Origin of the sequence: Bacillus sp. AK25 (assembly GCF_048270685.1) — a bacterium.
GTDB lineage: Bacteria > Bacillota > Bacilli > Bacillales > Bacillaceae > Bacillus > Bacillus altitudinis.
In genome coordinates this window covers 1,300,296-1,324,547 of record NZ_JBLUWC010000001.1, presented here as the reverse complement: position 1 = coordinate 1,324,547, position 24,252 = coordinate 1,300,296, and the positions used below count along the sequence as shown (strand labels likewise).

Genomic DNA, 24,252 nt, shown 5'->3' with positions numbered 1-24,252 from the left:
CTGCATAAAAAAGATACTCAGCGTAGAGTATCTAATAGAATGTTCAATCGATATTAATTCTCAAACCTTACTCTGTCATACAATGTGATCAATTTCTTATACGTATTGTCGTCGACATTTTTTGTTCCACATTCTATATCATTGATCTCACTGCTTAGTAATTCGACAGCATATTCCTGATTCAGTAATACGTTTAATAATAGCTTTTTCTCTTCTTCATTAAAACGATTTTCGATGACGCTCATTCAACATCAGGCCCCCTGTTTCATATATGCTTTTATATTGATTAGCAGGCGTTTGAATGTCTGCTTCCTCTCTATACAGCTAGAATAAGGAACTAGAATCGAATCGTCAACCGCACGTTTCGACAACGTTTGGAGAAAAATGACGGAATTTATTTTGTGTATCGATTGGCGTAGCAAAATGCTGCGTATGAGTCGGGTTTTATTTTTGCTTCAATTCCCATGGCTGTGATCATTCCGGTCATTTCCTGGATCAGCTCTTTTGTACTTCCTTTTTTGCCAATATCTAGATGGACTTCAAAACGAAGGTCTGCCCCTTCCTCAGCAAACGGAAGAAGCAAATCCATCAGTTCTGTTAAAGGTCCCTCAAGGATGTCTGCACATACCTTTTGGCTAAACGCTGTCTCTAATGAAATTTTTTCTCTAAGACTTTGTACAGGCCGATTCAACACTTGCTGCGTGAGACAGCCCCAAGCTCCTTTGCCGATCCGGTGAAGATGAATTGCAGTCATAAATGTTGTGACATTCTGATTGACCTGAGAGTCCGTACCAATTGATAGTACATAAACAGATCTCGGGTCTTTTTGAATAAAGTCTTTCATTCTCATGACAACATCAGAAAACGCTAAATGCTCTTCAGAAAGATTAAAGAAAAAAGAATCACTCACAGAAAGGAACTCCTTTTCAATGGTCTCTTATCCGAATATTGCACTGAATGATCATCTTCCATTTGCTTATCACCTATGAAGTGTATGCTTCCGCAATCAACGAAGGAATTCTTAGAAAAAACATTTCATACGATTCAGCTTAGGATTGTAGAAGCTCAAAAATCTCAATCGAAATCATATCAATGTTGTCAAATGGGAAAGTGTTTGGCTTATCCCCTTGTTGAAAAACAGTCAATTCAAACGTTTGATTCTTTTCGAAATACTTAACACTACAGATTTTCTCACCGTTCACTTCGAAATAACGCTGTGCCGGCTCGTTTGCAGCTTCTGCTGTCTCTTGAAGACTTTGCAGCCTTGTAATGATACCCATTAATTGTGACATTCTAAAAAAAGACTCCTTTCAAAAAAACAACTCAAGATGAACCCGTATTGATTATACACAAGTCCTACAAAGCATCATACCATAAAGTGTTCTCAGATGATATTTTTCCTCTTGAATTCAAAAAAAGAAAAAGAATCTGTTTTTTTATTTTGAGTCTTTTTTCTTATCTCATGCATCTTGTTTTTTATAAACCGGCCGATCTCATCAGGCGTTTCGCAATTTCGTCAAAATCTTCTTTTGAAATACCTGGAGCAAACTCTTCCGGCAAATCTCTATAATCTGGCACGGGTGCACCTTTTGGCGTACCCTCAATAACTGTCAGCGGCTTTCCATCAATCGGATGGTTTCCTTTCCAAATTTGATTGATATCCTTATAATCCGTGTCACTAAATGTATACAGCTTTGTATGAACATTTTGATCTTCAAACTTTCTTGCAGAATCAAAGTATTTATTGTCGAGATTTGGAATCGGCAGCATCTTCCCAACATCTACTCCTGTCGCTACCTCAAGGGCTTTTGCATACGCCACAACATGTACGCCGCCTCTGACAAGTAAATAACCGATCATTTCTCTTGCCGTAGGGTGATCCGTCATTTCATATACGCGCATTTTATGCGTACGAGCTCCGCACTCTAGGAAGAAGTTATGAAGAAGATCCAGAATCAGATTACCACTTGAGAACACATTCTCACCTGTCCACGGCTTTGCCATGGAGTCAAACGGATAGCCTGTTTGTGCCGTTTGGATAAAATGCTGCGTATTTCGTTTATCAACAGCCGCTTTCAACGGGGTCGTATCTGGATCGCCCCCATGGGTGGTTCCCGTAATCATGAGATTGACTGCAGTTGTCACAAGCTCTACATGACCGAATTCTTCAGCTGTAATACTTGATACAAGATCATAAAATGGTTTGAGCTTTCGTTTCCCTCTAAAGTTAAACGATTGAAACATGTAGTTGTTTAATGTGGACATTTCACCAAATTTTCCGCCGAGTAATTCTTGCACAGCCGCTGCACCATTTGCATCTGGGTGATCTGGCATTGGTAAATCAATCAGCAGCCGTTTGTCACGTTTGATCATGACTTTTCCCTCCTACTGTCTAACTATCATCATTTAAGGTGTATGGATGAATTGGGATGTCCTATGCATGAAGGGAATGATTGGCGCACAAAAAAAACTTGGCGGGGGTAGCGCCAAGTTTTTTGGATCTTGATCTGATAGAGGGGTTGGGGAACAGAGAGTAGCTTCTCTCTATAACTAAATGATAATGATTATCAGTTTCATTGTCAACCATTTTTTCTATCTTTTTTCTAATAAAAAAACAGCCATGTCGGCTGCTTTTAAATTAATCCTTCCTGCTCATATAGATAAGCATACGGAAGATCTACAAACAAATACACGTCTCCCTCTAACGGATAAGAAAACGTACGTATTCGTTCTCCAGTTTCTAAATCACTGTAGATATCGCTGAAAAATCCTTTTCCGCTAATTCTCATTTGAAGAATATTCGCTAGAAAATAAGGGCGCCAGCTCCAGTTTTTCTCTATATACTCTGGCTGAAACAGCCATTCTTTCTCTTTCTTAAACACATTCCCAGTGATTTGAAACCCTTCTTCATTACACATATAAATGCGAAAGCTGCAATCGGTTAGTTCATGTGCCAGTTTTTGTATAAGTTCATCATTTGTGCTGCATGATTTTTTTAACGTACTGACGGCTTGATGTATTCGCTTATAAAAGGTTTCAGAATGTTCATAGACAGCTTGGAGTTTCTTTTTCTCATGGGCAATGAATTGCTGAAATTCTTCTTTAAGCTGTTCTTTTCGTTTGTTCCGGTCAATTAATTGTGCCGCAGGCTCGTGAAGGTAGAAACCTTGAAAATATCTTCCGCCATTTCTCCATGCATATTGCAGCTGAAAATTCGCTTCAATATCTTCATAGATTAAAGCCGCTCCTATTTTTCTTGCAAGAAGTGAAATGCTGTATAACACATATTCATAGGAAGGAGATGGAGACGACGCTCTTAAAGCCTGTAGATCTATTTTTAATAGATCAGGTGAAAGCAGAGCAATCCGGTCAAGATTGCTGCTTTCTTTTCCTATATTAGATACGGCGATTTTGATCCCATATGTACGATAATACGTTAACGTATGGTAAAGCTGTTCAATGTCGCCGCTAAATGTATGTTCAGTAATTTCAATGACAAACCGGCTAAGCTGAATACCCTTTGCTTCATATTCTTTTAAAAGTTCTAAAAAACTTTCGCCATGATCAAGCATGAGGACGTTCGCATCATGATTAATAAAGATGAGCAAATCTTCATCTGCGGTTGTGAAGAGATCAAGCGCTTGACTTAATACTTTGTGATCTACTTCCAATTTATATTCGTCAGGAATAGATGAATCCGTAAAGAAGGAGCCTAGACTAACTGTTCCCGACTCAAGCTTCATTCTTCCAAGAATCTCATAGCCTATCACTTTTTGTTCCTCCGCACTGAAGATCGCTTGATAGTGCGGGAAAACATCTTCAATATTCGTTAAAATATCCAATGGATCGACCATTTTCATCACCTGCTTCTCTCTTTGTGTGATTATACCATATCAAAAGCAGGTCTTACACGGTCATTCAAAATGGTGATTGGTTGAGCCATTGCCCCCCATCCATCGTGATACAATCTCCATTCATATAAGATGCATGCTCAGATAATAAGAAACTCGCAAGTTCTGCAATTTCTTCTGGTGTGCCAAGTCTACCGAGCGGAACACTATCTAATGTTCTTTGGGCAGCCTCTTCAGATTCCCACAGTTTATCTGCACCACCTGTTCTTTCAATGGGCCCCGGCGCAATGGCATTTACGCGAATGCGATATTGCTTTCCCCATTCGACTGCAAGCGTTCGAGTAAGTGATAGTACGCCTGCTTTTGCGGCTGCTGAATGCGCTACACCAACACCAGCCCCCCATGCATATGTGGCGACCATGTTGATCATACTTCCGCTTTTCTTTTGACGAATCCAATAGTTGCCCACTGCATGGCTGCAAAAAAAGGTGCCATTTAGCACAATATCAATGACCGCTTTCCAGCCGTTAGGAGACAGTTTTTCTGCTGGAACTAAAAAGTTGCCTGCTGCGTTATTAATAAGTGCATCCACATCACCAAATGTATCTACCGCAAACTTCACCATTTGATCAGCATCTTCTGGATCTCGCACGTCCATTTGAAAATAAGCGATCGAACCACCTTTCTTTTTGATTTCATTTGCCGTTGTTTCAAGGGTCTCTTCTGTTCTTCCAGTAATCAAAACATTCCAGCCCCCGAGTGCCAAATGAGTCGCCATCGCCTTCCCCATTCCGCTTGATCCCCCTGTGACAATCACTGTTTGCTTCGTCATTTGTTCTCCCCCTTTGTGTATTTTGAATGACTATTCATTCATTATTCGTCTATCATATCATGATTTCCCCTCCATACACCATATGGGAGATTCATCAAAAATCATGCTATACTTAATTTTATTTTTAAAGGAGTCTTATATGAAGCAACTTTCCCGTAGGCAGTTTTTAAAAGGAGCAGCTGGTGCGAGTATTCTCGGACTTTTGGCGACCACATCCGGTTATGGCTATGCTCGGTACATTGAACCGCGCATGATCGACACCGTATCACTCACCATTCATGATGCTCAGCTACCGGCTTCGTTTGACCAATTTAAAATTGCGCAATTTAGTGATGTTCATTTAAGTGATACATTTTCGGCAAAAGATTTAGAGATTGTTGTCCAAAAGATCAACGCTGCATCTCCCGATCTCATTGTGTTTACAGGTGATCTTGTTGATTTTGAATCATCGATTGAAGAACATGAAAAAGCCAAAGCCTCTTTGTCTAAGCTTGATGCTCCGTTTGGAAAGTTTGCCATATGCGGAAATCATGACTACGGACCATTTGGCATCGATCTATATGAGGAAACGATGAAAGCTTGCGGTTTTACATTATGTAAAAATGAAGTGTTTCACTTAGAAAAAGAAGGCAGACGCATACAGATCGCTACACTGGATGACCTCATGATGAGTATGCCTGATTACCATTTCATCAAACGAGAAGTCTCTTCTGATCTCTTTACGTTATTGCTTGTGCATGAGCCTGATGCCGCACTAGAGCTTGAAACAACACCTATTAACTTGCAGCTTTCTGGGCATACGCATGGTGGTCAAATACAGCTTCCTTTCTATGGACCGATTCTCACAGCACCTTTTGGGCGTACATATGTCGCAGGCTTATACGGTAGCTATCAGCACCGTATCTATGTCAACCGCGGGCTTGGGACAACTAGACTGCCGCTTCGGTTTTTAGCCAAACCTGAAATCACTTTTTTCACCTTAACATCTCACGTGTAAAGAGAAGCCAAATCACCTTTTCCTGCATATGTATAAACAAAGATCATTCTCATGACAAATGTTAGGAGAAACCTTACTGGGCCTGATCCCGTCCATATAGTATATGTGAGGCGGGGATCATGGCTTCTTTTATTTGAGTAAAAGGAGTGTGCTTTCGTGCTGCGATACACGGTAAAAAGTGGAGAAACACTTGCTTCTATAGCACTTGATTTTCGAACAACGACAGATGCTTTAAAGGCTGCAAATCCGTCACTTCAAGCCCGCGAACCAGAACAAAATGAAGTCATCATCATCCCTGGGTTACCGGATCCTAACACGATCCCTTACCGCATATCTGTGTCAATTTCAGCGAAACGTCTCGTGCTGTTTTCTGGATCACAGCTCTTGCGCTCATACCCGATTGCAACCGGCAGAATATTAAACATGACACCAACAGGTTCTTATTATATTGTCAACAGACAGCCAAACCCAGGAGGTCCCTTTGGCGCCTATTGGCTGAGCCTTTCAAAAGTTCATTACGGCATCCATGGAACGAATAACCCATCTTCAATTGGTAAAGCTGTGTCTAGAGGGTGCATTCGCATGTACAATCAGAATGTCATCGAACTTGCTTCAATTGTTCCAAATGGAACACCTGTGACCATTAGCCAGTAGGAGAAATCAATTGTACGAATGGTTAAAATTTTATATGATAGAAAGTGGGATCTTCAGGTTAAGGAGCGTATTTATGGATATTTTTAAAAACAGAAATTTTGTTCGTCTCTTTTTTGCAGCACTTGCCTCGCAAATGGGGACAACAGTAGGCAATATGGCGTTTGCCTTTTATTTGCTCGACCATTTTAGTCATCAGCCCGCTTACGCCACTTTAGCAGAGCTAATGTATTCACTGCCTACGATCTTTGTCTTTTTTATGGTCGGTGTGGTCGCAGACCGTTTTGATCGTAAAAAAGTCGCAGAGAATTGTGATTGGATACGAGCTGGGCTGACGATCGTTTTATTTATCGTCATTTATTTTAATTCACTGCCGCTTATTTTCTTGATCTTGTTTATACGAAGTGCCATTACGAAATTCTTCTATCCAGCTGAAGCCTCTCTCGTTCAGGCCATTTTAAATAAAGATCAATATGCAAAAGCTGCTGGTTTAAATCAGATGCTGTTTAGTTTGTTTATGGTATTTGGTGTTGGAATTGGTGCCATTATGTATAAAACGATTGGACTTCACGGTGCCATTACCATTGATTTGGTCAGTTTTATTATTTCCGGTATTCTCATTCGATCATGCAATATTCCAATTGAAGCACGACAGCCTAATGGACAAGCAGGCTGGAAAGGCATGACCGTTAAAACGTCTCTAAAAGATTTTAAAGAAGGCATTCTCTATATTTTAAAAAATAAATTATTGGCCTCTTTAATTTTTGGCTTTTTTGTTTTTGGTCTTGTGAATGGCGCATTTGCCGTTCTTCCGATGTTTACAATGAAATACGGTCTTTCACCGGACCATTTTGAACTGCATACATCCTTTTTTACGATCGCGATCGGTGCCGGACTTCTAGTTGGAAGCTTACTTGGCTCTATTCTTGCGAAAAAGGTCAAGATGCAATATCTCATGTCGATTCCAATTCTAGTTGCAGGTATTTTAATTTTTGTCCTTGGTTCTACCCATACATTATGGTTATTTTATGTCACATCATTTGTCATTGGTACATGTATTGGTCCAGTCAACATTGTCATTGGAGGCTGGCTCCCAAGAATTGTTCACCCTCGTCTGATGGGACGCGTATCAGGGTGGGTTGATCCGCTCACCATGTTTGCACAATCAATGACGCTAGGTTTAATTGCCGTGTTATTTCCAAAGCTCATCACCAATGTTTCTTACATTTATTACGGAATGGGTATTATTATTTTACTCGTCTTCCTTTTTTACTTCATTACACTGCCAAAGTTCAGCAGAGAAGCTGCTGACTTAGATGTACAGCGTGAATTAAAAGGTCAGGGAGTACAATAGATGAAGAAAAAAGGCTAAAATAATGTTTATTTTAGCCCTTTTTCTTCTTTTCAGCGTGATAGAAAACCTTTGAAGTCTAGGAAGGACGAGTACTGGCGCGGAGCGAATTTGTCATTCGTGAGCACCAGCACACAGGACTGACAAAGAATGCGAGGGTTTGTCTACACGCTGAGGACTTTCTTCTATAGAAAGTCCTTTTTTCATGGAAGTATCAAGATAAACGACTATTATTTTTTCTGCTCATCGAAATGATTTGAAGCAAAATGAACGATTCTATCGACTGTATAAATGCTGATAAATAAGATGATAAAAAGAAGAAAAGGATGAATCGGCCGATCATCTACCATGTACACAATGCCTCCAACCACAAAAGCGACCAATAAAGGCGTTAAAATATCTTTCAATCTAAACCGTCCTTTCTGTTCTCATTGACTTTGCTCTTCTTATCTTACAACCAATTTTCCTTTTTATGAAATAAAAGGAATGTGTATAAATGCAACATTTTTAATAAAAATTCTTTACAATATTGGAAGTTTTATAGTAATATAGTCAGGTTGGAGGTGAGGGGCATGCTAAAAAGCTATTATTTTATTCATACAAAAAATGATCAAGGACAATACGTTGTACATACAGAAGACTGCGCATTTTTAGGTGATGCAGCAAGTCGTACATTGATTGGTCTACACATGAACAGTGAAAGCGCCATGGATGAAGCCAAAAAAATGACGAGTGAAACTGATTTTAACGGCTGTTTTTACTGTGCTTATTCTAGCCATACGAAATAGTCCATGATCTTAAGCCATATGTTCGACCATGATTGTCTTGCATATGGTAGATTTTATCCGGCAATCCCGTTCTCATATAAGTCATTAACTACCCATTTATTTTAAAATAGGTAGTTATCTATGTTTAATAGTTCACTTTATATACATTTCACATATTTAATTTACCTTATCATCTATCAATGAACCCAATTTCTTCTTTTCCCCTCTTATTTTAGGCTGGTATAATGCCATGAATAATATCATGTATACAATACACGCTGTCCCTATCCACTGGAAAAGACCAAATGGCTCTTTTAACCAGAAAACAGTGGTTATCACTGCTGCAAGGGGTTCGACACTTCCAATTAAGCTTGAGTCTTTCGGAGATAAATACTTCAAACTTTCGATGTAAAACCAAAAAGCGACCATCGTTCCAAATACAATGACAAATAATAAATAAATATACGCTTCAAAAGGTAATTGAGACAGATTCACCTTCCATGGAGGATGGATCAAGCTAAGGGCAGCTCCCCCTATAAGCATCGCCCAGCCAACAACAACAAGTGAATCGAATTGTTTTAACAGCTTGATTGGATATAACGTATAAAAGGACAATGCCACGGCTGATAGTATTCCCCAAAATACCGCGACAGCTGGAACAGTTAATGTGGAAACGGAACCATTCGTCAATAAGAGAAACATGCCAACCAAAGCCAATACGACCGTCAACATATCTCTTTTTGTAAAAGTGGATTGCCGGCGAAATACTAGATACACGATAATCATGACAGGTGCTGTATACTGTAGCAATGTAGCCACCGCAGCATTCCCATGATGAATGGACACCATATAAGTATATTGAACAGCTAACATGCCCATTAGTCCAAATATCAGCACTTGAATGGCCGTACTCTTCATTTTCAACACGCCAATCAATTGCGTGCGTTCTTTCGTCATGTAATGAACAAATAAAAGTAACCCGCCTGAAATGAGTAGCCTGACAGTGACCAGCCAATTGACGTCAATTCCATATTGCTGAAACAATTTTTGTGAAACGGTTCCTCCTACTCCCCAACAGATAGCTCCTATCAGTACAAGAAAAATTCCCTTTCTCCTCTTCATTTTTATTCTCCTCAATTCTAAAAAAATCATGATAATATAGTTGATAGTAGTTCAATTTTTTACATATTGATATATCAATTGAACATAAAAATAAAAGAATATTGAGGAGAACCATGCACAATCATCATTTTCTTATTGACAACAATCTGAAAGAATTAACGGAGCATTCAACCACCACATGGCCTATTGCTCTATATCATACAAAGATTCGTGATCATATGAGCGGATATATCCCTCTTCATTGGCACGACGAATTTCAATTCGTCTTTATTTTGGAGGGAGAGGCTGAGTTTCACATTAACGAGAAGATATTGAACATTCAGCAAGGAGATGGTGTATTCATCAACAGTGGCTGCTTACACATGGCAAAGGATGCAAATGGGACGACATGTACTTATATTTGTTTAAACGTTTCACCTCACTTCATCACAGCCAATGAGTTATTCACCACGTTCGTTCATCCATATATGCATGCGAGTCAAACAGCTTTTATTTTATTCAACCGAAAAGACGGATGGCCAAACCAAATCTATCAATGTATACAAATCATTCAACGATTAATCGAACAAACTCCGGCATATTTTGAACTCGAACTTAATATACAGCTCATCACGATTTGGAAATGCCTTTTACAAAATCGTTTTCAACTGACATATGATGCACGTAAGCACGATAGAAATGAACGTATGAAACATATGCTGAATTGGATTCATGAACATTATCATGAAAAGGTTCTTCTTCAAGATATCGCTCGTGAAGGACAATTAAGCCGCTCTGAATGCTGTAGATATTTCAATGATATTTTAAAGAAATCTCCTATACATTATGTGAATGAATATCGAATTCAACAAAGCCTCATTTTGCTTCAAAAGACGGACTTAAACATAACAGAAATCGCCTACCAAGTTGGCTTCAGCAGCACTAGCTATTTTATTAGTATTTTTAAAAGAATAAAAAATACAACACCTTTATCATATAGAAAATCAAAGGCATCGTTTACATCCAACTGAAACGCCTAGTTGGAAAGGATACCGGATAAATGATGATGCTCTTGCTAAGAAGGATTCATTCATTGTTCTTCTTCACGTTTCAGAATCATCATGAATGGCTATTGTAAATAAGATTGATGAAAATCTAATGCTTTTTACAATAAGTCTATTTGCAATTTACTAATAAAAACGTATAATTTATACTAAGCACAGGAAGACGAAAGACAAAGGAGAGAAAAAATGGACGATTATGCTCATACTAAAGACATAGAACCTACAGCAGAAAACATCGCAAAAGCCATTTATACTGTTAACCGCCATGCTAAAACCGCACCAAATCCCAAGTTTCTTTATCTTTTGAAAAAACGTGCGCTGCAAAAACTATTGCATGAAGGTAAAGGAAGAAAAGTGGGCCTACATTTCTCTAACAATCCCAAATATAGTCAACAACAGTCCGACGTGCTGATTGAAATTGGAGATTATTATTTTCATCTGCCACCAACTAAAGAAGACTTCGAATTTTTGCCACACTTAGGAAATTTAAATCAATCATATCGCAATCCAAAAGCGAATATGTCATTAAATCGAGCGAAACAAATACTTCAAACGTATGTCGGTTTAAAAGAAAAACCTGCCGCCACAAAACAAAAATCACATTATACAAAACCCGTCTTCAAACGGCTCGGGGAAAGTTATTTTTAAACAGAAAAACCACTCAAAGCGAGTGGTTTTTTCTTTAGATAATAAAATGATCTACTTTTTCAATCAACTGATGAATTTCTGGTTTACTAATTTGATCATCTGCACCGATGGTTTCCCCTTTATGACGCAGATCGTCCGTAATTAATGAAGAGAAAATGAGAATTGGAATGGACTGTGTTAAAGGATTGTCCTTCAGCAGCTTTGTTAATCGATGTCCATCCATTTTGGGCATTTCTATATCTGTAATAATCATATCAATTTCTTCTGTCACACTGATGCCTTTACTGACAAGATCCATGACATGGTCATATGCTTGTTTCCCATCTTCAAAGGTCACAATGTTTTTATATCCTGCCTCGGTTAATTCATTTGTTAATAAGTGCATGAGAAGGGGAGAATCTTCAACAACATACAGCTTCTTCCCTGTTCTTCTCTCATCTTTCTCACCGTCAAACATATGATATGTGTCTACACCAGATGCGGATTCAATATCATAGATGATTTTTTCGTAATCTGGAAGGAAAATCATTTTCTCGTCAAGCTTGATGATCCCTGTTAAATGACGGTCCATTCCTTGATTGAGTGCAGTTGGTTTTTCAATCTCTTCCCAGCTGACGCGGTGAATTTGTGATACCGTTCCTGTATGGAACACAAATTTCCGTTGGTTGAATTCAGTCACAATGTATTTCTCTTGTTCTGACTGATCTGACTCGACATTAAAAAAGGAAAATAGATTGATGACTGGTAAAATCTCGCCTCGTAAACTAATCATCCCTTCTACATCTTGGTGAGAGTGCGGTACAACTGTCACCTCAACTGGCTGAATAATTTCTCTTACTTTCATGACGTTAATGCCGAATTGATTTGAACCAATTTCAAACTTCACAATTTCCAATTCGTTAGTACCAGAGTCAAGTAAAATTTCTTGTTTGTTTAAAGCCACGGAAATCCCTCTATTCTTCAATATAAGATTGTACTTTTTATATCGGCAGCATGGGTAAAAAGTTGACGTTTCTTTACGCTTTCTCTCGTACGAATTGATGAATCACAAGTCCTATGGCTGCAAGGATGAGCAAAGACCCTAATGCAAGACGGCTTGCGAGATTCCCATGTGATGCAAATAGAAGTGTGACGGAGCCATAAATAATGGGACCGACGATTGAAGACACCTTTCCCGAAAACGCAAAGAGACCAAAAAATTGCCCTCGTTTTTCTTTAGGCGTCAGCTCAATAATGAGGATTCGTGATGATCCCCAGCTTGCGCCAAGTGAAATGCCGAATAGACTGCCTGCTACCCAGAAGACCCATTCAGTTGTCGCTGTCACAGCTAGAATGAGCGCCACAATTAAAATGACATACACGACTGTAATTGAGCGCTTTGCCCCGATGGCCTTTGTGACATATCCGAATAGAAACGAGCCAATGATACTTGAAATCGTGGACACAAGATACAGCAAAATAAATTGACCTGCCGTAAAACCAATGATAATTTTTGCATAAACAGCCATCATCGCAATCGCTGTCTGCAACGCATCATTCATAAAAAAGAAAGCGATCATAAAAATAAAGGCCGGTTTGTACTGCTTCATCTCTTTAAATGTACGAATAATCTCTTTATACCCGCTGAAAAAAGACGCCTTTTTCTCTTGCTGCGGGAGAGGTTGAGGATCTTTTATAATAAAGAGAAAGGGCAGAAAAAAGAGAAAGAATAAAAGGGCTGTCGGAATGAATGCTTCATGAAACTGGTCATTTCCTACAAGTAAATAAACAGAAAGGCCGACAAGTGTACCTAAATAGCCGACAGCAATACCGAATCCAGAAATGAGGGGGATTTCATCCTTTGTCCCAAGATCGGGCAAAATGGTGTCATAAAAAACAAGACTAGAGTGATAGAAAAATTTGGCGATGACGAACAAGGTAACCACCACCAATAAGGAGACAGGAAGACCAAACCATTCGCTTGAGAAATCAATCCCAGCAAAGATCCCCATCATAAAGGTACAGGCAATACAAATCAGGGTAAACACCGTGATATACCGCTTCTTTTTCCCTGTACGATCAATCAGCACACCATATAAAGGCGTAAAAATGACGAGGAAAAAGCTTGCAAGTGCGTTCGCATAAGAAATAAATGTACTAGCGATTTGATCCATCCTCGCACTGTCGCCTATCGTCTCCTGCAAGTAAAATGGGAAGAAAATGGTGATCATATTCGATGAAAATATCGTATTTGCAAAATCATACAATGCCCAGGCCAAAACAGGTGCGGTGAAAAAGAGCCCGAAGCTTGCCCCTTTTTTCTGAACGGTCATTTTCCCTCTTTTCAATAGATTGACTCCCTTCTCTGCTTTATTTTCACTATCATTCTACTTTATGTGACGTTTCCCTCTTCCATACAAGCAATCTATACAAAAAGCACCCCGTACTATTTAGCAGAGGTGCTTCTTTTCATTATTTCTTTACGACAATGGTACTTGCAATCAAATCGTGAAGTGCTTGTTTTTTTTCTGTGAAAAACGCTATGATGTAGCCAATGAATAAGATTGGGGACAAAAAGCCTTTTGCAAAAAAGCGGCCTGTCGCGCGCCCAAATGTTATTTTTTCACCCGTTACTTTTGTCACTTTGATGCCAAGAGCCATTTTGCCAAGAGTTCCTTGCAGCTTTGATGATTCCATGATCGCATAATACAGCCAAGTCACCGCGATACCGACTAAAATCGTTACGCCATAGAAAAAGAGAAAGCCCATTATCACTGCCCATTCTTCATCCGTGATCACCGTTGAAGAATAGTAATAGCTATCATCATACATTAAAAATGCCGCCTCAGGGCTTGAGACAAAAAAGAGTGTTGCGAGAATAAATACAATGATTGAAAATGGTACACTAATAATGACACCGTCTAAAAGATGAGCAAGAAAACGATAACCTACACCAGCTAGTTCAGGATGTTTTTCTTCTTGAATAGGTGCTTCTGACATGTTTGTTTCCATCCTATTTCTCCTTTATTATGTATGTTTTCTATAAATTTCTTATAATCATTCGTTATTATATCTTATGAATATCGCAAGATCAATGGAGCTTTACATTTTTACATGAATTTTAGATCATTTTTCAATGATGATTTATGTGAATAAATACTGAAAATTCACGAAAATTATGGCGCATCTAGTTCTTTCAACGCCTGATTTTTTAACATTTTGTGATATTTTCGTCTCATTTCGATTCTTCTGTTGACAATCACGTTTCACATGGTACAATAGTCAAGGATTTTTTAAAGAAAGGTGTTCATGATGGGAACTGTCGTACTATTAAAGAACAACGAAATGACTGTGATTGAAGATATTTGCGAAGCTGATTTTTTAGATATGAAACATGGTTTATCTAATGAAGATACTGCTTATATCTCTTGGTATGAAGATTACGATACTGCTTATGGATATTGATTTCATTTCATAGATGAAGCGTAAAAAAAGGCGATACCACCTAAAAAGAGGTGGTATCGCCTTTTTTACGTTTGTGTGCTTCTTTCACTTTCAGGTTCTACATGAATAAAGATTTGTGCATGCGGAAACGCCTGCTGAATGTTCTCTTCAATTCGATCACATAATTGGTGAACATCTTCAATGGTTGTTTTTCCATGAACAATCAAATGGAAGTCAATATATTCTTCAGCACCGGATCGTCTTGTTCGAAAGTCATGATATTCAATGAATTCTTGACTGAATGTTTGAATGATGGCCTCTATCGCTTGTTCTTCTTCCGGGGTTAACCGGGCGTCGACAAGCGGCGGGAAGGCTTCCTTCATGAGTTTAAACGCTTCACGCATAATATAGAGCGCTAGCACCATTCCAATAATCGGATCGAGGAAATACCAGTCCGTTAATGCAACAAGCAATAAACTAATGGCGACTCCTAGTGACGTAAACACATCTGTTAAAAGATGCAGTGCATTCGATTTCATGGCAACAGAATGTACTCGCTCTGCCTCTTTGTTCACAACTCTCGACACAACAAAATTGATAAGTGCGCCGATCAGCATGACCACAATACCAAGTACCGGCAGTTTAACAGGCTCAGGATGCATTAATTTATGAACACACTCATAAATGATCCAAATCCCAGCAACAAAAATCAACAAAGTTTCAATCGTTCCAGAAATATTCTCAACTTTCCCATGTCCATAAGGATGTTTTGAATCTGCCGGCTTTCTTGAAATACGAACAGAGATAAATGCAATAAAAGAAGCCATTAAATCGAGAAAAGAGTGAATGGCTTCTGATAAAACCGCAACAGATCCAGTTAACACCCCTACAATGATTTTAAGGACCACAACAAACGTATTACTCATGACGGATAAAAAGGCTATTTTCGATGTCTTTGCTGATTGATCCATCTATTATCGTCCTCCTTCAGGAGATCGTATGCCTGTGAAAGCAATTCCCATGACTTGATTCTATCGTTCTTTCAGTTTATACCGTTTTGCCTTATTCTAATCATCTTAAGCAGAGCTGTATTTTCCGAGCAGGTTACGCTATAATAAATGTTGCTCTTTCTTCATCTATCACTCATGCTGTGATGGATAGGAGAATAGACTACATATAACGATATCCGAAGCCTTTCCGCAGGTGACATTTATGCAGTGAATGGTAAAATAGGATAAAAACATAAATTATTTTTAAGGTGATGAGAAATGGAGCATTTGCTGAATCCAAGAGTAAAGGATATTGAAATTTCAGGCATTCGAACATTTTCAAATCTCGTATCTTCATATGAGGATGTCGTTTCATTGACCATAGGTCAGCCCGATTTTTATACGCCGCATCATGTCAAAACAGCTGCCAAAACAGCCATTGACGAGAATTTCACCTCGTATACTCATAACGCTGGGTTTTTAGAGCTAAGACAAGCGATCCAGCAATACATCAAAAAGAAAGTCCATCTTGATTATGATGCAGAGACAGAAATCATTGTGACAACAGGTGCGAGTCAAGCAATTGATGCTGCGTTTCGAACCATTTTGACTGAAGGCGATGAGGTCATTCTGCCCGGCCCTGTGTACCCTGGCTATGAACCGATCATTCGGATGTGTGGTGCGGTGCCTGTGCATATCGACACAACCAATGCCGGTTTTAAATTAAATGCCAAGCTGATTGAAGATGCATTAACGGAAAAGACAAAGTGTGTTGTCCTTCCATACCCTTCAAATCCAACTGGGGTCACGCTATTAGAAGAGGAATTGAAAGAAATTGCACAGCTTCTTGAAGGAAAGGATATTTTTATTCTATCTGATGAAATTTATAGTGAGCTGACATTTGATCGTCCGCATCATTCCATTGCTTCTTTCTTAAAGGAACAGACGATTGTCATCAATGGACTGTCAAAATCTCATAGCATGACCGGATGGAGAATCGGCTTTTTATTTGCTTCCGCTCCTATTGCTAAACATGTATTAAAAGTACATCAATATAACGTGTCTTGTGCCTCGGCTATCTCACAAAAGGCGGCACTTGAAGCAGTGACAAATGGTGTGGATGATGCACTGATTATGAGAGAGCAATATAAGAAAAGACTCGACTATGTATATGATCGGCTCATTTCTATGGGGCTTCCGGTCATTAAACCTTCCGGCGCTTTTTATATTTTCCCTTCCATTGAATCGTTTGGGATGAGTTCATTTGATTTTTGCATGGAGTTGTTAGAAAGTACAAAACTTGCGGTCGTACCTGGTTCTGCTTTCTCTTCACTCGGCGAAGGATATGTGCGCCTTTCCTATGCATATTCACTTGAAACGTTAAAAGAAGGACTTGACCGTCTCGAACAATTTGTACTTGAAAAGCGTTCCATACAATCAACAGACGGATGAAACAACGGCTCTCTTGCCGTTGTTTTTATTTTGCGGGAAACATGATGTGAAACACAGTCCCTTTCTCAGGGTGGCTATCTACCCGGATGGTTCCGTTGTGATTTTCTAAAATATTAAATGTCACCATGAGCCCAAGCCCTGTTCCCTTTTCTTTTGTCGTTAAAAAAGGTTCACCAATCCGCTTCATGACCGATTCAGGAATACCAATTCCTTCATCTCTAATCGTGACAAGTATCCCTTCTTTTTCGGCTTTGGCGGTAATGTCTACCTTCCCTCCGTCCGGCATGGATTCGACGGCATTTTTGATTAAATTGATAAACACCTGCTTCAGCTGGTTTTGATCCCCATTCATCAGGAGATCCTCCTCGATATCACTTGTGTTCATCAAAATTCCATTTAAGTTGGCCTGTGTTTCTAACAGAGCGGTGACTTCGCTAATGATTTTTTTCAAATCAAGCGTCTGCATGGATGCCGTTTGCTGCGGCTTCGCAAGCATTAGTAGCTCACTTAAGATGATTTCAATCCGGCTCAGCTCAGAGAAGACAATTTCAAAATATTGATCACGGTCTTTTGTTTTTGGTTTAATGAGCTGTAAAAAGCCTTTAATCGCCGTCAGCGGATTCCTTATTTCATGTGCAATGCCTGCTGCCAATTGACCTGCGATTGATAATTTTTCAGAGCGCAGCATGAGTTCTTCTGTCTGTTTTCGTTCAGATATATCTCTTAAAATAATTTGAACGGCTGTTTCACCAAAAAATGTGGTAGGGATACAAACCATTTCTGTATAAATCAACCGGTGTTTAAACGTATGGCAGCTCATCGTCACAATCTCAGAATCTGATGCTCTTTCGATAATACGTGATAAGCTCTTTTTCACTTTTTGCTGATCACATGAATGGATTTGATGAAAGATATCTTTTCCGATTAATTTATCGTAATGTTCGGCTTCAAATAATTTAATACCTGATTCATTCATAAATACCCATTTATGATCGTGGATGACGGCAATGGTATCAATGGAATTTTGGATAAGCAGCTGATACCGCTCTCTACTTTTTTGAAGAACGGTTTGAAATTTTTTACGGGAAGAGATGTCCACTAATAGTAAAAGTTCTGCCCGTTGATTTTGATAAATTGCCGGAGATGACTTCACTTCAATATGAATCATGCTCCCGTCTTTCCTTTTCCATATTTGTTCAATCATTCCGACTGGAAGGCCTTGCTGCAGTCTTTTGATTCGGCTTCTCACAATGTCATGGTACTCCTCGGCAATAAAATCAAACGCAGACTTGCCGATCATTTCATCTTTTGTACATACACCCATTAATTGCAGCATCGCATCGTTGGCGTACACAATTTTCCCAAGCGCCGTAATACATAACGGATTTGGCAGCATGGCAATCAGATTTTCAGCTTCACTGACATCTTGGAAAGCCGGTAGACTGCCTAACGACTGTTCTGACACTTCTGTTGGTTGAAATGCTGCTTTTTGAGGCTCTGTATTCATTACCCTCATTTTCAGGATCATTTCTCTACTTAATTCGTTGTCTAACCCATCACAAGCAACAAAATCAATGCTTGCTTCTACCCATACAGCTGTAAGATCACTTCTAAGCAGTCTAAAGTGGCAAATCTCTAGCATGTGCTGATTATAGAAATAACTTTCGACGAGAAATTGATCTTCGGTATGAACAAAGTCTTTCAAAAAACACCCTAGTAAATCCTTTTGTTCATAGAGCAAAAGCTGCTTACAATTGGAAGAAATGTAGAGAAAGCGGCCATTAGAAGAAAGAACGGCATGTAAATCAATATTCGAGTACAGCTGATTCGAATCTTTCATTTTTTGTTCCATCGTCGTCCGACCCTCCTTTAATTTTTTTAGGGTTGTCCTTAGTTTGATGTATAAAAAGGATTCGCTAGAAAAACCGTATTTTCCTCCCAATCTCGTGTGAAACGTCCATATTTTCAGCAAAAAGGGAGCACTTTCTCTTGCTGTGCTCCCTGCTGTTTATTGCTTTTCATATTTCTTTTGTAATTCAACGTACTTATCAACAATTTTACTTGGAATGGTTTTAATGACAGGATCTTTATCTGATACATACGGTGTGACGACACTAAATGCCACTTTCGGATTGGAAGAAGGATAATATCCTCCAAAGGTTAAGTTGTACGTGGCATTCCCCCACCAGCTCCGGTTGGCACCATAGTAGAAGGTTTGGGCTGTACCCGTTTTCCCTGCGACATCATGCTGACCGAACCGGCCAGCGGCAGTCCCGCCTGTTGATGTGACCATTTTTAGTCCCATTTTGACACGGTCAATATCTGCTTTCGAGTTGTTAATGGTGTTCAGCACCTTCGGCTCATATTTCTTCACAACAGGGCCTACTTCTTCCTTATTCGTTGGAAAGTGAACACTTTTCACCACTCTTGGCTGAATACGGTTACCTCCATTTGCGATGGTCGACATGTATTGTGCGACTTGAAGTGGTGTATACGTGTCATACTGACCAATCGCTTCATCAAGCAAGAGTCCGCCGACTGTCTGAGGATGCGTCTGCATTCCACTTGATTCCTGCGGCAAGTCGATGCCTGTTTTCACGCCAAGACCGAATTGCGCATAGTAGTTTCTCATTTTTTGTAAGTGTTCAGGTCTTGCTGGTAACGGGCCATTCTTTTGGTAGGTGATTCCTGCCATTCTCATCGCTACATGAAACATATAGACGTTTGAACTTTTTTGTAGCGCTCGAAGATCATTAACCCAGCCAAGATTGCTATATGATTTCTTCGGTTTTCCATTTCCCGCAAAATACAGCGGTGTATCCGTATAGGATTGGTTGTGTGACATACCATCTTGATAACCAGAGAGGACAGTAGCTCCTTTGACAACAGAGCCCATTTCATACTGTGTCGTAAATGTTCCGATCGCATAATCTGTGACGTCTCTGCCGTCCATTTTCTTCCCTGACATCGCGAGAACATCACCTGTGTTTGGGTCCATCATCACAACAAAGGCACGGTCCATCATATAGTTTCTTGCACTAGCGGATCTTAGCTCTGATTCAACGATTTTGTCGACTTCCTTTTGCAGCTCCATATCAAATGTGAGTGCAAGGTCAAGTCCTCTTCGTCCTTCTGTCCGCTTGATTTCATCAAGCAGTTTGCCGCCGACCTGTGTATATTGAACAGTTGCTTTTTCTGGATTGAGAAAATCCTCATATTGATATTCTAAATAACTTTTTCCTACTCGGTCATTTCGCGAGTAACCTCTTGCCATATAGTAATCTTCACGCTCTTTTATAATGCCTTGCTCTGGGGTGGTGACACCGCCAAGGACATTATAAAGGGTTTTTTCATACGGATATTTCCTTGTCCAGTCATTGATGACATTTACACCAGGCAGTTCATCAAGATGCTCTGATACAAGTGAGATCTCTTCGTATGTCAAACTTACGGATGATGTCTGTTTTGATTCTTTAGTTTCATCAAGCAGCGCAACTTTTTCGTCCCCTTTTTTCTCTTCGTTCGGGTCCATCGCTTTCACGATTTGAGGTTCAAAGGCATATCCGCCTGTAAACCTGCGATAGATCGCTGCAACTGCTTTTTCCTCTGCATCTTTTTCGATCGCCTTGACTTCTTTCTTAGGCACACGCTCTACTTGAAGTGGATAGACATCTTTTGATTTAAGATTCTTTTGCTCTGCTTTTGAAATGAGCTTATCCGCTTCTTCCGGATGGCTTGCCAGCCAAAAATCTCGAATGTCACGCTCTCTCAAAAAATCTGTATCCATTTTTATATAAGTCGCAAGTTTTCTTGCTACTTTAATCTTATCCTCCGCTTTCACACCGCTTTCTGATGTATAAACGATGGCAGGAACACTTTCGTTATCAACAACGACTCTTCCTCTCGCGTCATACATTTTTCCTCTTGGAGACGGGTATGATGCTGTTTTGACCTCAGTTCGGTTGGCTTGCTTTTTATAATCCTCACCATTGACGATTTGCAGCACACCGAGCTTGATGACAAGTCCAGCAAATAAACTAAATACAGCGAAGAAAAAGAGATTAATTCTCCAGGCGTTCCGGCGCTTCATTTTTTTCTGCTCGGCAGCACCTTGATGCTGTTTCTCTCCCACTTATGTAGCTCCTCTCATCCTTTCAATCTTTTACAATTACCACTCATTATTGTAACACTTTTGTAATAGTTGTTACAGCGAAACAAGTGAAAAAAAGCTGTCAATCCCTATTCTGCAAAAAAATATACTAACACTTTAAAATATTGGTATGTTTATGTCGTTTTCTTTAAATAGAAAGATTCTCCATTCATTGATATGAGGAGATTCTTTCTATGACTTTAACAAAAATGACAAATGGGCGTTGTCAATGGAGGATGCTGGTACGTTTATAACAAAAAGTCCATGTTATGATTTTCTGTGAGAAAACAAAACAAAGATTTTAGGAGGAGTTACAAAATGAAAAAGAAATCATTCATTTTTTCAGCGCTGACAGCTGCTGCATTGATCACGTTCACTGGAGGGCATTCAGCTGATGCGAAAGAGCTTAACCTGAAACAAGTCATAAACGTACAGCATCAAGCCATTGATCTTCATACATTAGCTGCAAAATTACATATCTCTTCAGATGTAAACAAGCTAAGCACTTCAAATCAAAAAGAGATCGAAGCTCTATTAAACAAGCTGATCAAAAGTGGTCAACCTGTTACTGGTACAAAAGTGGTGAAAGAAGTAAACAAAGCAAAAAATGAGCAAAAACAAGAATCAGTGAAAAAACCAGCTACTTCTAAACCAAGCACACCAGCAAAAGAAAACACAACGAACAACAGCTCAAAATCTGATCAAAAAGACACAACTGCAACAAAAGCAGACAGCAGCTTAAATGCATTTGAACAAGAAGTGGTTGAGTTGACAAATAAAGAGCGTGCAAAACAAGGCTTAAAAGCTCTTTCTGTTGATTCTAAATTAAGCAAATCTGCTCGCGCTAAATCACAAGATATGAAAGATAAAAACTATTTCTCTCATACAAGCCCAACTTACGGATCTCCATTTGATCAAATGAAGCAATTTGGTATCACGTACAAAACAGCAGGTGAAAACATTGCGCAAGGTCAAAGATCACCTCAAGAAGTAGTAACAGCTTGGATGAACAGTGAAGGTCACAGAGCGAACATTTTAAACAAAAACTATACACATATCGGTGTAGGTTATGTAAAATCTGGTAACTACTGGACGCAGCAATTCATCGGAAAATAAGATCAAAAAAACCTGTCTCTATTTGGGACAGGTTTTTAGTTTGTCTTCTTTTTTCAGCCATGTGAGGGCTTGTTTACACGATACAAACTGTTCCACCTAGGCGGGGCAGTTTTTTTATTTCACCCATAATTTATAGATGCTTTGTGTTCCGCTGTTTTCTTCGCCCTGTTCGCTGAGTTTTTCGTATAATGACTTCGCTAGTGAAAGGCCTGGCATCTCTTCTCCCATCAGCTCTGCTTCTTCAAGTGCAATGCCCATATCCTTGATAAAATGCTTCACATAAAATCCTGGCTCGAAATCACCTTTCAGCATTCTTGGTGCAAGGTTTGACAAAGACCAGCTGCCGGCTGCTCCTGTTGTAATGCTTTTAAGTACCTGCTCTGGATCAAGTCCTGATTTTTCAGCATAGGCCATTGCCTCAGCCACACCTACCATCCCTGCTGCGATAGCAATTTGGTTGCACATTTTTGTATGCTGACCACTTCCCGCAGGTCCTTGATATTGAATATTTTCTCCCATTTGCTGAAATAGTGGCAGGCACGCTTCATAGGCTGCTTTTTCTCCGCCAATCATAATGGCAAGCGTGCCATTTTGGGCTCCAACGTCTCCGCCAGAGACCGGCGCATCTAATGCAAATAGTCCTTTTTCCTTCGCTTTCGCTTCAATTTCTTTTGCTAGCTGAGGTTTCGATGTGGTCATATCAATGAGGTATGTACCAGGCGCAGCATGTGCCACGAGTCCATCTTCTCCTAAATAGACTTCTTCTACATCTGATGGATACCCGACCATTGTGATGACGGCATCTGCCTCCTTTGCGATCTCCTTTACGGTCGATTTCCAAAGAGCACCTTTTTGAATCAATGTGTCTGCCTTTGCTTTTGTTCTTGTATAAACGAGAACTTCGTAGCCAGCATTCATTAAATGCCCTGCCATACTACGTCCCATTACACCAATTCCAATAAAACCAACTGTTTTGATTTGCGCCATCAAGAATTCCTCCTTATAGAGACTTTGTCAATCCACCATCAATGATGAGGGTTTGACCTGTCATATATGTATTGGCTTCAGATAAAAGAAAAGCCGCATATGCTGCAAATTCCTCTGGCTGTCCGTAACGGCCCAGCGGAATCATACGTTCAGCTTGTGCTTTGATCTCTTCAACCGATTGTTGCTCCTCTTGTGCACGGTGTTTGTCTAACTGTTTCACGCGCTCTGTTTCAATTTTCCCAGGGGCTAAGGTATTGATCAAAATGCCATCTTTGGCAAGCTCCTGAGCAGCTGTTTTTGTCCAGCCGGTAATGGCCGGTCTAAATGTATTCGACAGCATCAAGCCTGGGATTGGTTCTTTGACCGACATAGATGCAATATTTAACACGCGTGCACCTTGTTTTTTTAAATACGGCAAGGCTTCTTTTAATAACCGAATATAGCTGAGTAAATGAAGCTGAAATGATTCCATCCAATCTTCATCTGTTAAGGTTTCAAGTGTTCCTGTTTGAGGACCGCCTGTATTGTTCACGAGTATATCAAGACGTTTTTCATCACCTGCTGCTGCGACGACAAGCGCTTTAATTTGCTCGGCGTCAGATACATCACATACTTGATACGTCAGCTTCCCTTTTACAAGCGGGGATAATTCTTTGACCGCTTCTTGCAGCGTTTGCTCATGTCTTCCCGAGAGCATCACATCTGCTCCCTCTTTTGCAAGATGAAAGGCAATGGCTTTACCGATACCTTGACTGCTTGCTGCGACCAATGCTTTTTTGCCAGATAGATTAACATGCATGTTGGCACCCTCCTCTGTTCATATTTTATCATACAAAAAGAACCTTGCTCACATGGCAAGGTACTTTTCTGCAA

25 protein-coding genes are annotated in these 24,252 nt (G+C 39.7%); 9 read left to right on the top strand and 16 right to left on the bottom strand.

The window, feature by feature from the left end; all coding sequences use genetic code 11:
* Positions 1 to 53: 53 nt before the first annotated feature.
* The 6 genes from abbA to fadH all read right to left on the bottom strand — a co-directional run bounded on the left by abbA (position 54) and on the right by fadH (position 4,683).
* Entirely contained in the window at positions 54 to 245 is a 192-nt protein-coding gene (gene abbA, locus ACNO7B_RS06840) for an antirepressor AbbA (RefSeq protein ID WP_008347999.1), read from the bottom strand.
* A 149-nt stretch (positions 246 to 394) separates the two neighbouring features.
* The gene (locus ACNO7B_RS06835) at positions 395 to 910 is read right to left on the bottom strand and encodes a ribonuclease H-like YkuK family protein (protein WP_008348001.1); all 516 of its coding nucleotides are present in this window, start codon (positions 908 to 910) and stop codon (positions 395 to 397) included.
* 139 nt (positions 911 to 1,049) lie between these two features.
* Positions 1,050 to 1,292 carry a YkuJ family protein gene (locus tag ACNO7B_RS06830; protein ID WP_003212254.1) on the bottom strand — a complete coding sequence of 81 codons (243 nt, stop codon included), beginning with the start codon at positions 1,290 to 1,292 and terminating at the stop codon, positions 1,050 to 1,052.
* A gap of 184 nt (positions 1,293 to 1,476) precedes the next feature.
* Complete coding sequence (locus ACNO7B_RS06825; RefSeq protein WP_060832292.1) at positions 1,477 to 2,373, bottom strand: manganese catalase family protein; 897 nt, start codon at positions 2,371 to 2,373, stop codon at positions 1,477 to 1,479.
* Positions 2,374 to 2,633: 260 nt separating this feature from the next.
* On the bottom strand, positions 2,634 to 3,854 hold the full coding sequence (locus ACNO7B_RS06820) for an EAL-associated domain-containing protein (protein WP_076822023.1): 1,221 nt from the start codon (positions 3,852 to 3,854) through the stop codon (positions 2,634 to 2,636).
* A gap of 64 nt (positions 3,855 to 3,918) precedes the next feature.
* Positions 3,919 to 4,683, bottom strand: coding sequence for a 2,4-dienoyl-CoA reductase (fadH, locus tag ACNO7B_RS06815; RefSeq protein ID WP_417901338.1), 765 nt, complete (start codon positions 4,681 to 4,683; stop codon positions 3,919 to 3,921).
* Positions 4,684 to 4,822: 139 nt separating this feature from the next.
* Here fadH and ACNO7B_RS06810 point away from each other — a divergent pair, with 139 nt between their 5' ends.
* The 3 genes from ACNO7B_RS06810 to ACNO7B_RS06800 all read left to right on the top strand — a co-directional run bounded on the left by ACNO7B_RS06810 (position 4,823) and on the right by ACNO7B_RS06800 (position 7,685).
* Positions 4,823 to 5,680, top strand: coding sequence for a metallophosphoesterase (locus ACNO7B_RS06810; protein ID WP_417901337.1), 858 nt, complete (start codon positions 4,823 to 4,825; stop codon positions 5,678 to 5,680).
* Between the two features lie 156 nt (positions 5,681 to 5,836).
* Complete coding sequence (locus tag ACNO7B_RS06805) at positions 5,837 to 6,334, top strand: L,D-transpeptidase family protein (protein WP_008348009.1); 498 nt, start codon at positions 5,837 to 5,839, stop codon at positions 6,332 to 6,334.
* A 73-nt stretch (positions 6,335 to 6,407) separates the two neighbouring features.
* Complete coding sequence (locus ACNO7B_RS06800) at positions 6,408 to 7,685, top strand: MFS transporter (RefSeq protein ID WP_008348012.1); 1,278 nt, start codon at positions 6,408 to 6,410, stop codon at positions 7,683 to 7,685.
* A 227-nt stretch (positions 7,686 to 7,912) separates the two neighbouring features.
* Here the strand turns inward: ACNO7B_RS06800 and ACNO7B_RS06795 are convergent, their stop codons facing one another.
* Positions 7,913 to 8,089 carry a hypothetical protein gene (locus ACNO7B_RS06795; protein WP_164071261.1) on the bottom strand — a complete coding sequence of 59 codons (177 nt, stop codon included), beginning with the start codon at positions 8,087 to 8,089 and terminating at the stop codon, positions 7,913 to 7,915.
* A gap of 165 nt (positions 8,090 to 8,254) precedes the next feature.
* On the opposite strand from ACNO7B_RS06795, the gene ACNO7B_RS06790 reads away from it, so the two are divergent.
* Positions 8,255 to 8,470, top strand: a complete 216-nt coding sequence (locus ACNO7B_RS06790; RefSeq protein WP_008348016.1) for a hypothetical protein — start codon at positions 8,255 to 8,257, stop codon at positions 8,468 to 8,470.
* Positions 8,471 to 8,626: 156 nt separating this feature from the next.
* On the opposite strand, the gene ACNO7B_RS06785 is transcribed toward ACNO7B_RS06790, so the two are convergent.
* A complete protein-coding gene (locus tag ACNO7B_RS06785) occupies positions 8,627 to 9,571 on the bottom strand; it encodes a DMT family transporter (RefSeq protein ID WP_191218877.1) in 945 nt (314 codons plus the stop codon).
* Positions 9,572 to 9,684: 113 nt separating this feature from the next.
* Here ACNO7B_RS06785 and ACNO7B_RS06780 point away from each other — a divergent pair, with 113 nt between their 5' ends.
* Positions 9,685 to 10,581, top strand: coding sequence for an AraC family transcriptional regulator (locus tag ACNO7B_RS06780; protein WP_417901336.1), 897 nt, complete (start codon positions 9,685 to 9,687; stop codon positions 10,579 to 10,581).
* A gap of 219 nt (positions 10,582 to 10,800) precedes the next feature.
* Positions 10,801 to 11,262 (top strand): YkyB family protein, encoded by a 462-nt coding sequence (locus ACNO7B_RS06775; protein WP_417901335.1) that lies wholly within the window; start codon positions 10,801 to 10,803, stop codon positions 11,260 to 11,262.
* 34 nt (positions 11,263 to 11,296) lie between these two features.
* Here the strand turns inward: ACNO7B_RS06775 and ACNO7B_RS06770 are convergent, their stop codons facing one another.
* From ACNO7B_RS06770 to ACNO7B_RS06760, 3 genes are all read right to left on the bottom strand, one after another.
* Positions 11,297 to 12,205, bottom strand: coding sequence for a chemotaxis protein (locus tag ACNO7B_RS06770; RefSeq protein ID WP_417901334.1), 909 nt, complete (start codon positions 12,203 to 12,205; stop codon positions 11,297 to 11,299).
* Positions 12,206 to 12,278: 73 nt separating this feature from the next.
* On the bottom strand, positions 12,279 to 13,589 hold the full coding sequence (locus ACNO7B_RS06765) for an MFS transporter (RefSeq protein WP_148780169.1): 1,311 nt from the start codon (positions 13,587 to 13,589) through the stop codon (positions 12,279 to 12,281).
* Between the two features lie 124 nt (positions 13,590 to 13,713).
* Complete coding sequence (locus ACNO7B_RS06760) at positions 13,714 to 14,253, bottom strand: RDD family protein (RefSeq protein ID WP_417901333.1); 540 nt, start codon at positions 14,251 to 14,253, stop codon at positions 13,714 to 13,716.
* Positions 14,254 to 14,553: 300 nt separating this feature from the next.
* Here ACNO7B_RS06760 and ACNO7B_RS06755 point away from each other — a divergent pair, with 300 nt between their 5' ends.
* Positions 14,554 to 14,706: a hypothetical protein gene (locus tag ACNO7B_RS06755; protein WP_008348040.1), complete on the top strand. Its 153-nt coding sequence runs from the start codon at positions 14,554 to 14,556 to the stop codon at positions 14,704 to 14,706.
* Positions 14,707 to 14,771: 65 nt separating this feature from the next.
* Here the strand turns inward: ACNO7B_RS06755 and ACNO7B_RS06750 are convergent, their stop codons facing one another.
* The gene (locus tag ACNO7B_RS06750) at positions 14,772 to 15,656 is read right to left on the bottom strand and encodes a cation diffusion facilitator family transporter (protein ID WP_017359428.1); all 885 of its coding nucleotides are present in this window, start codon (positions 15,654 to 15,656) and stop codon (positions 14,772 to 14,774) included.
* Between the two features lie 297 nt (positions 15,657 to 15,953).
* Here ACNO7B_RS06750 and ACNO7B_RS06745 point away from each other — a divergent pair, with 297 nt between their 5' ends.
* Positions 15,954 to 17,126, top strand: a complete 1,173-nt coding sequence (locus tag ACNO7B_RS06745; RefSeq protein ID WP_019743910.1) for an aminotransferase A — start codon at positions 15,954 to 15,956, stop codon at positions 17,124 to 17,126.
* Between the two features lie 25 nt (positions 17,127 to 17,151).
* Here the strand turns inward: ACNO7B_RS06745 and ACNO7B_RS06740 are convergent, their stop codons facing one another.
* Positions 17,152 to 18,978: a PAS domain S-box protein gene (locus ACNO7B_RS06740; RefSeq protein ID WP_284725183.1), complete on the bottom strand. Its 1,827-nt coding sequence runs from the start codon at positions 18,976 to 18,978 to the stop codon at positions 17,152 to 17,154.
* A gap of 156 nt (positions 18,979 to 19,134) precedes the next feature.
* On the bottom strand, positions 19,135 to 21,258 hold the full coding sequence (locus ACNO7B_RS06735) for a peptidoglycan D,D-transpeptidase FtsI family protein (RefSeq protein ID WP_138825662.1): 2,124 nt from the start codon (positions 21,256 to 21,258) through the stop codon (positions 19,135 to 19,137).
* Between the two features lie 336 nt (positions 21,259 to 21,594).
* Between ACNO7B_RS06735 and ACNO7B_RS06730 the strand changes: the two genes are divergently transcribed.
* Entirely contained in the window at positions 21,595 to 22,392 is a 798-nt protein-coding gene (locus ACNO7B_RS06730) for a CAP domain-containing protein (RefSeq protein WP_017359431.1), read from the top strand.
* A 114-nt stretch (positions 22,393 to 22,506) separates the two neighbouring features.
* Here ACNO7B_RS06730 and ACNO7B_RS06725 read toward each other — a convergent pair whose 3' ends face one another.
* Positions 22,507 to 23,379, bottom strand: coding sequence for an NAD(P)-dependent oxidoreductase (locus tag ACNO7B_RS06725; RefSeq protein ID WP_074042060.1), 873 nt, complete (start codon positions 23,377 to 23,379; stop codon positions 22,507 to 22,509).
* A gap of 13 nt (positions 23,380 to 23,392) precedes the next feature.
* On the bottom strand, positions 23,393 to 24,178 hold the full coding sequence (locus ACNO7B_RS06720; protein ID WP_007498705.1) for an SDR family oxidoreductase: 786 nt from the start codon (positions 24,176 to 24,178) through the stop codon (positions 23,393 to 23,395).
* Between the last annotated feature and the right edge of the window lie 74 nt (positions 24,179 to 24,252).

Bases quoted from the DNA above. Each gene is read 5' to 3' on its own strand.
- ACNO7B_RS06740 (WP_284725183.1), bottom strand. From the start codon at position 18,978: ATGGAACAAAAAATGAAAGATTCGAATCAGCTGTACTCGAATATTGAT.
- ACNO7B_RS06745 (WP_019743910.1), top strand. From the start codon at position 15,954: ATGGAGCATTTGCTGAATCCAAGAGTAAAGGATATTGAAATTTCAGGC.
- fadH (WP_417901338.1), bottom strand. From the start codon at position 4,683: ATGACGAAGCAAACAGTGATTGTCACAGGGGGATCAAGCGGAATGGGG.
- ACNO7B_RS06810 (WP_417901337.1), top strand. From the start codon at position 4,823: ATGAAGCAACTTTCCCGTAGGCAGTTTTTAAAAGGAGCAGCTGGTGCG.
- ACNO7B_RS06780 (WP_417901336.1), top strand. From the start codon at position 9,685: ATGCACAATCATCATTTTCTTATTGACAACAATCTGAAAGAATTAACG.
- ACNO7B_RS06820 (WP_076822023.1), bottom strand. From the start codon at position 3,854: ATGGTCGATCCATTGGATATTTTAACGAATATTGAAGATGTTTTCCCG.
- ACNO7B_RS06790 (WP_008348016.1), top strand. From the start codon at position 8,255: ATGCTAAAAAGCTATTATTTTATTCATACAAAAAATGATCAAGGACAA.
- ACNO7B_RS06800 (WP_008348012.1), top strand. From the start codon at position 6,408: ATGGATATTTTTAAAAACAGAAATTTTGTTCGTCTCTTTTTTGCAGCA.
- ACNO7B_RS06750 (WP_017359428.1), bottom strand. From the start codon at position 15,656: ATGGATCAATCAGCAAAGACATCGAAAATAGCCTTTTTATCCGTCATG.
- ACNO7B_RS06760 (WP_417901333.1), bottom strand. From the start codon at position 14,253: ATGGAAACAAACATGTCAGAAGCACCTATTCAAGAAGAAAAACATCCT.
- abbA (WP_008347999.1), bottom strand. From the start codon at position 245: ATGAGCGTCATCGAAAATCGTTTTAATGAAGAAGAGAAAAAGCTATTA.
- ACNO7B_RS06785 (WP_191218877.1), bottom strand. From the start codon at position 9,571: ATGAAGAGGAGAAAGGGAATTTTTCTTGTACTGATAGGAGCTATCTGT.
- ACNO7B_RS06730 (WP_017359431.1), top strand. From the start codon at position 21,595: ATGAAAAAGAAATCATTCATTTTTTCAGCGCTGACAGCTGCTGCATTG.
- ACNO7B_RS06725 (WP_074042060.1), bottom strand. From the start codon at position 23,379: ATGGCGCAAATCAAAACAGTTGGTTTTATTGGAATTGGTGTAATGGGA.
- ACNO7B_RS06825 (WP_060832292.1), bottom strand. From the start codon at position 2,373: ATGATCAAACGTGACAAACGGCTGCTGATTGATTTACCAATGCCAGAT.
- ACNO7B_RS06720 (WP_007498705.1), bottom strand. From the start codon at position 24,178: ATGCATGTTAATCTATCTGGCAAAAAAGCATTGGTCGCAGCAAGCAGT.
- ACNO7B_RS06775 (WP_417901335.1), top strand. From the start codon at position 10,801: ATGGACGATTATGCTCATACTAAAGACATAGAACCTACAGCAGAAAAC.
- ACNO7B_RS06830 (WP_003212254.1), bottom strand. From the start codon at position 1,292: ATGTCACAATTAATGGGTATCATTACAAGGCTGCAAAGTCTTCAAGAG.
- ACNO7B_RS06755 (WP_008348040.1), top strand. From the start codon at position 14,554: ATGGGAACTGTCGTACTATTAAAGAACAACGAAATGACTGTGATTGAA.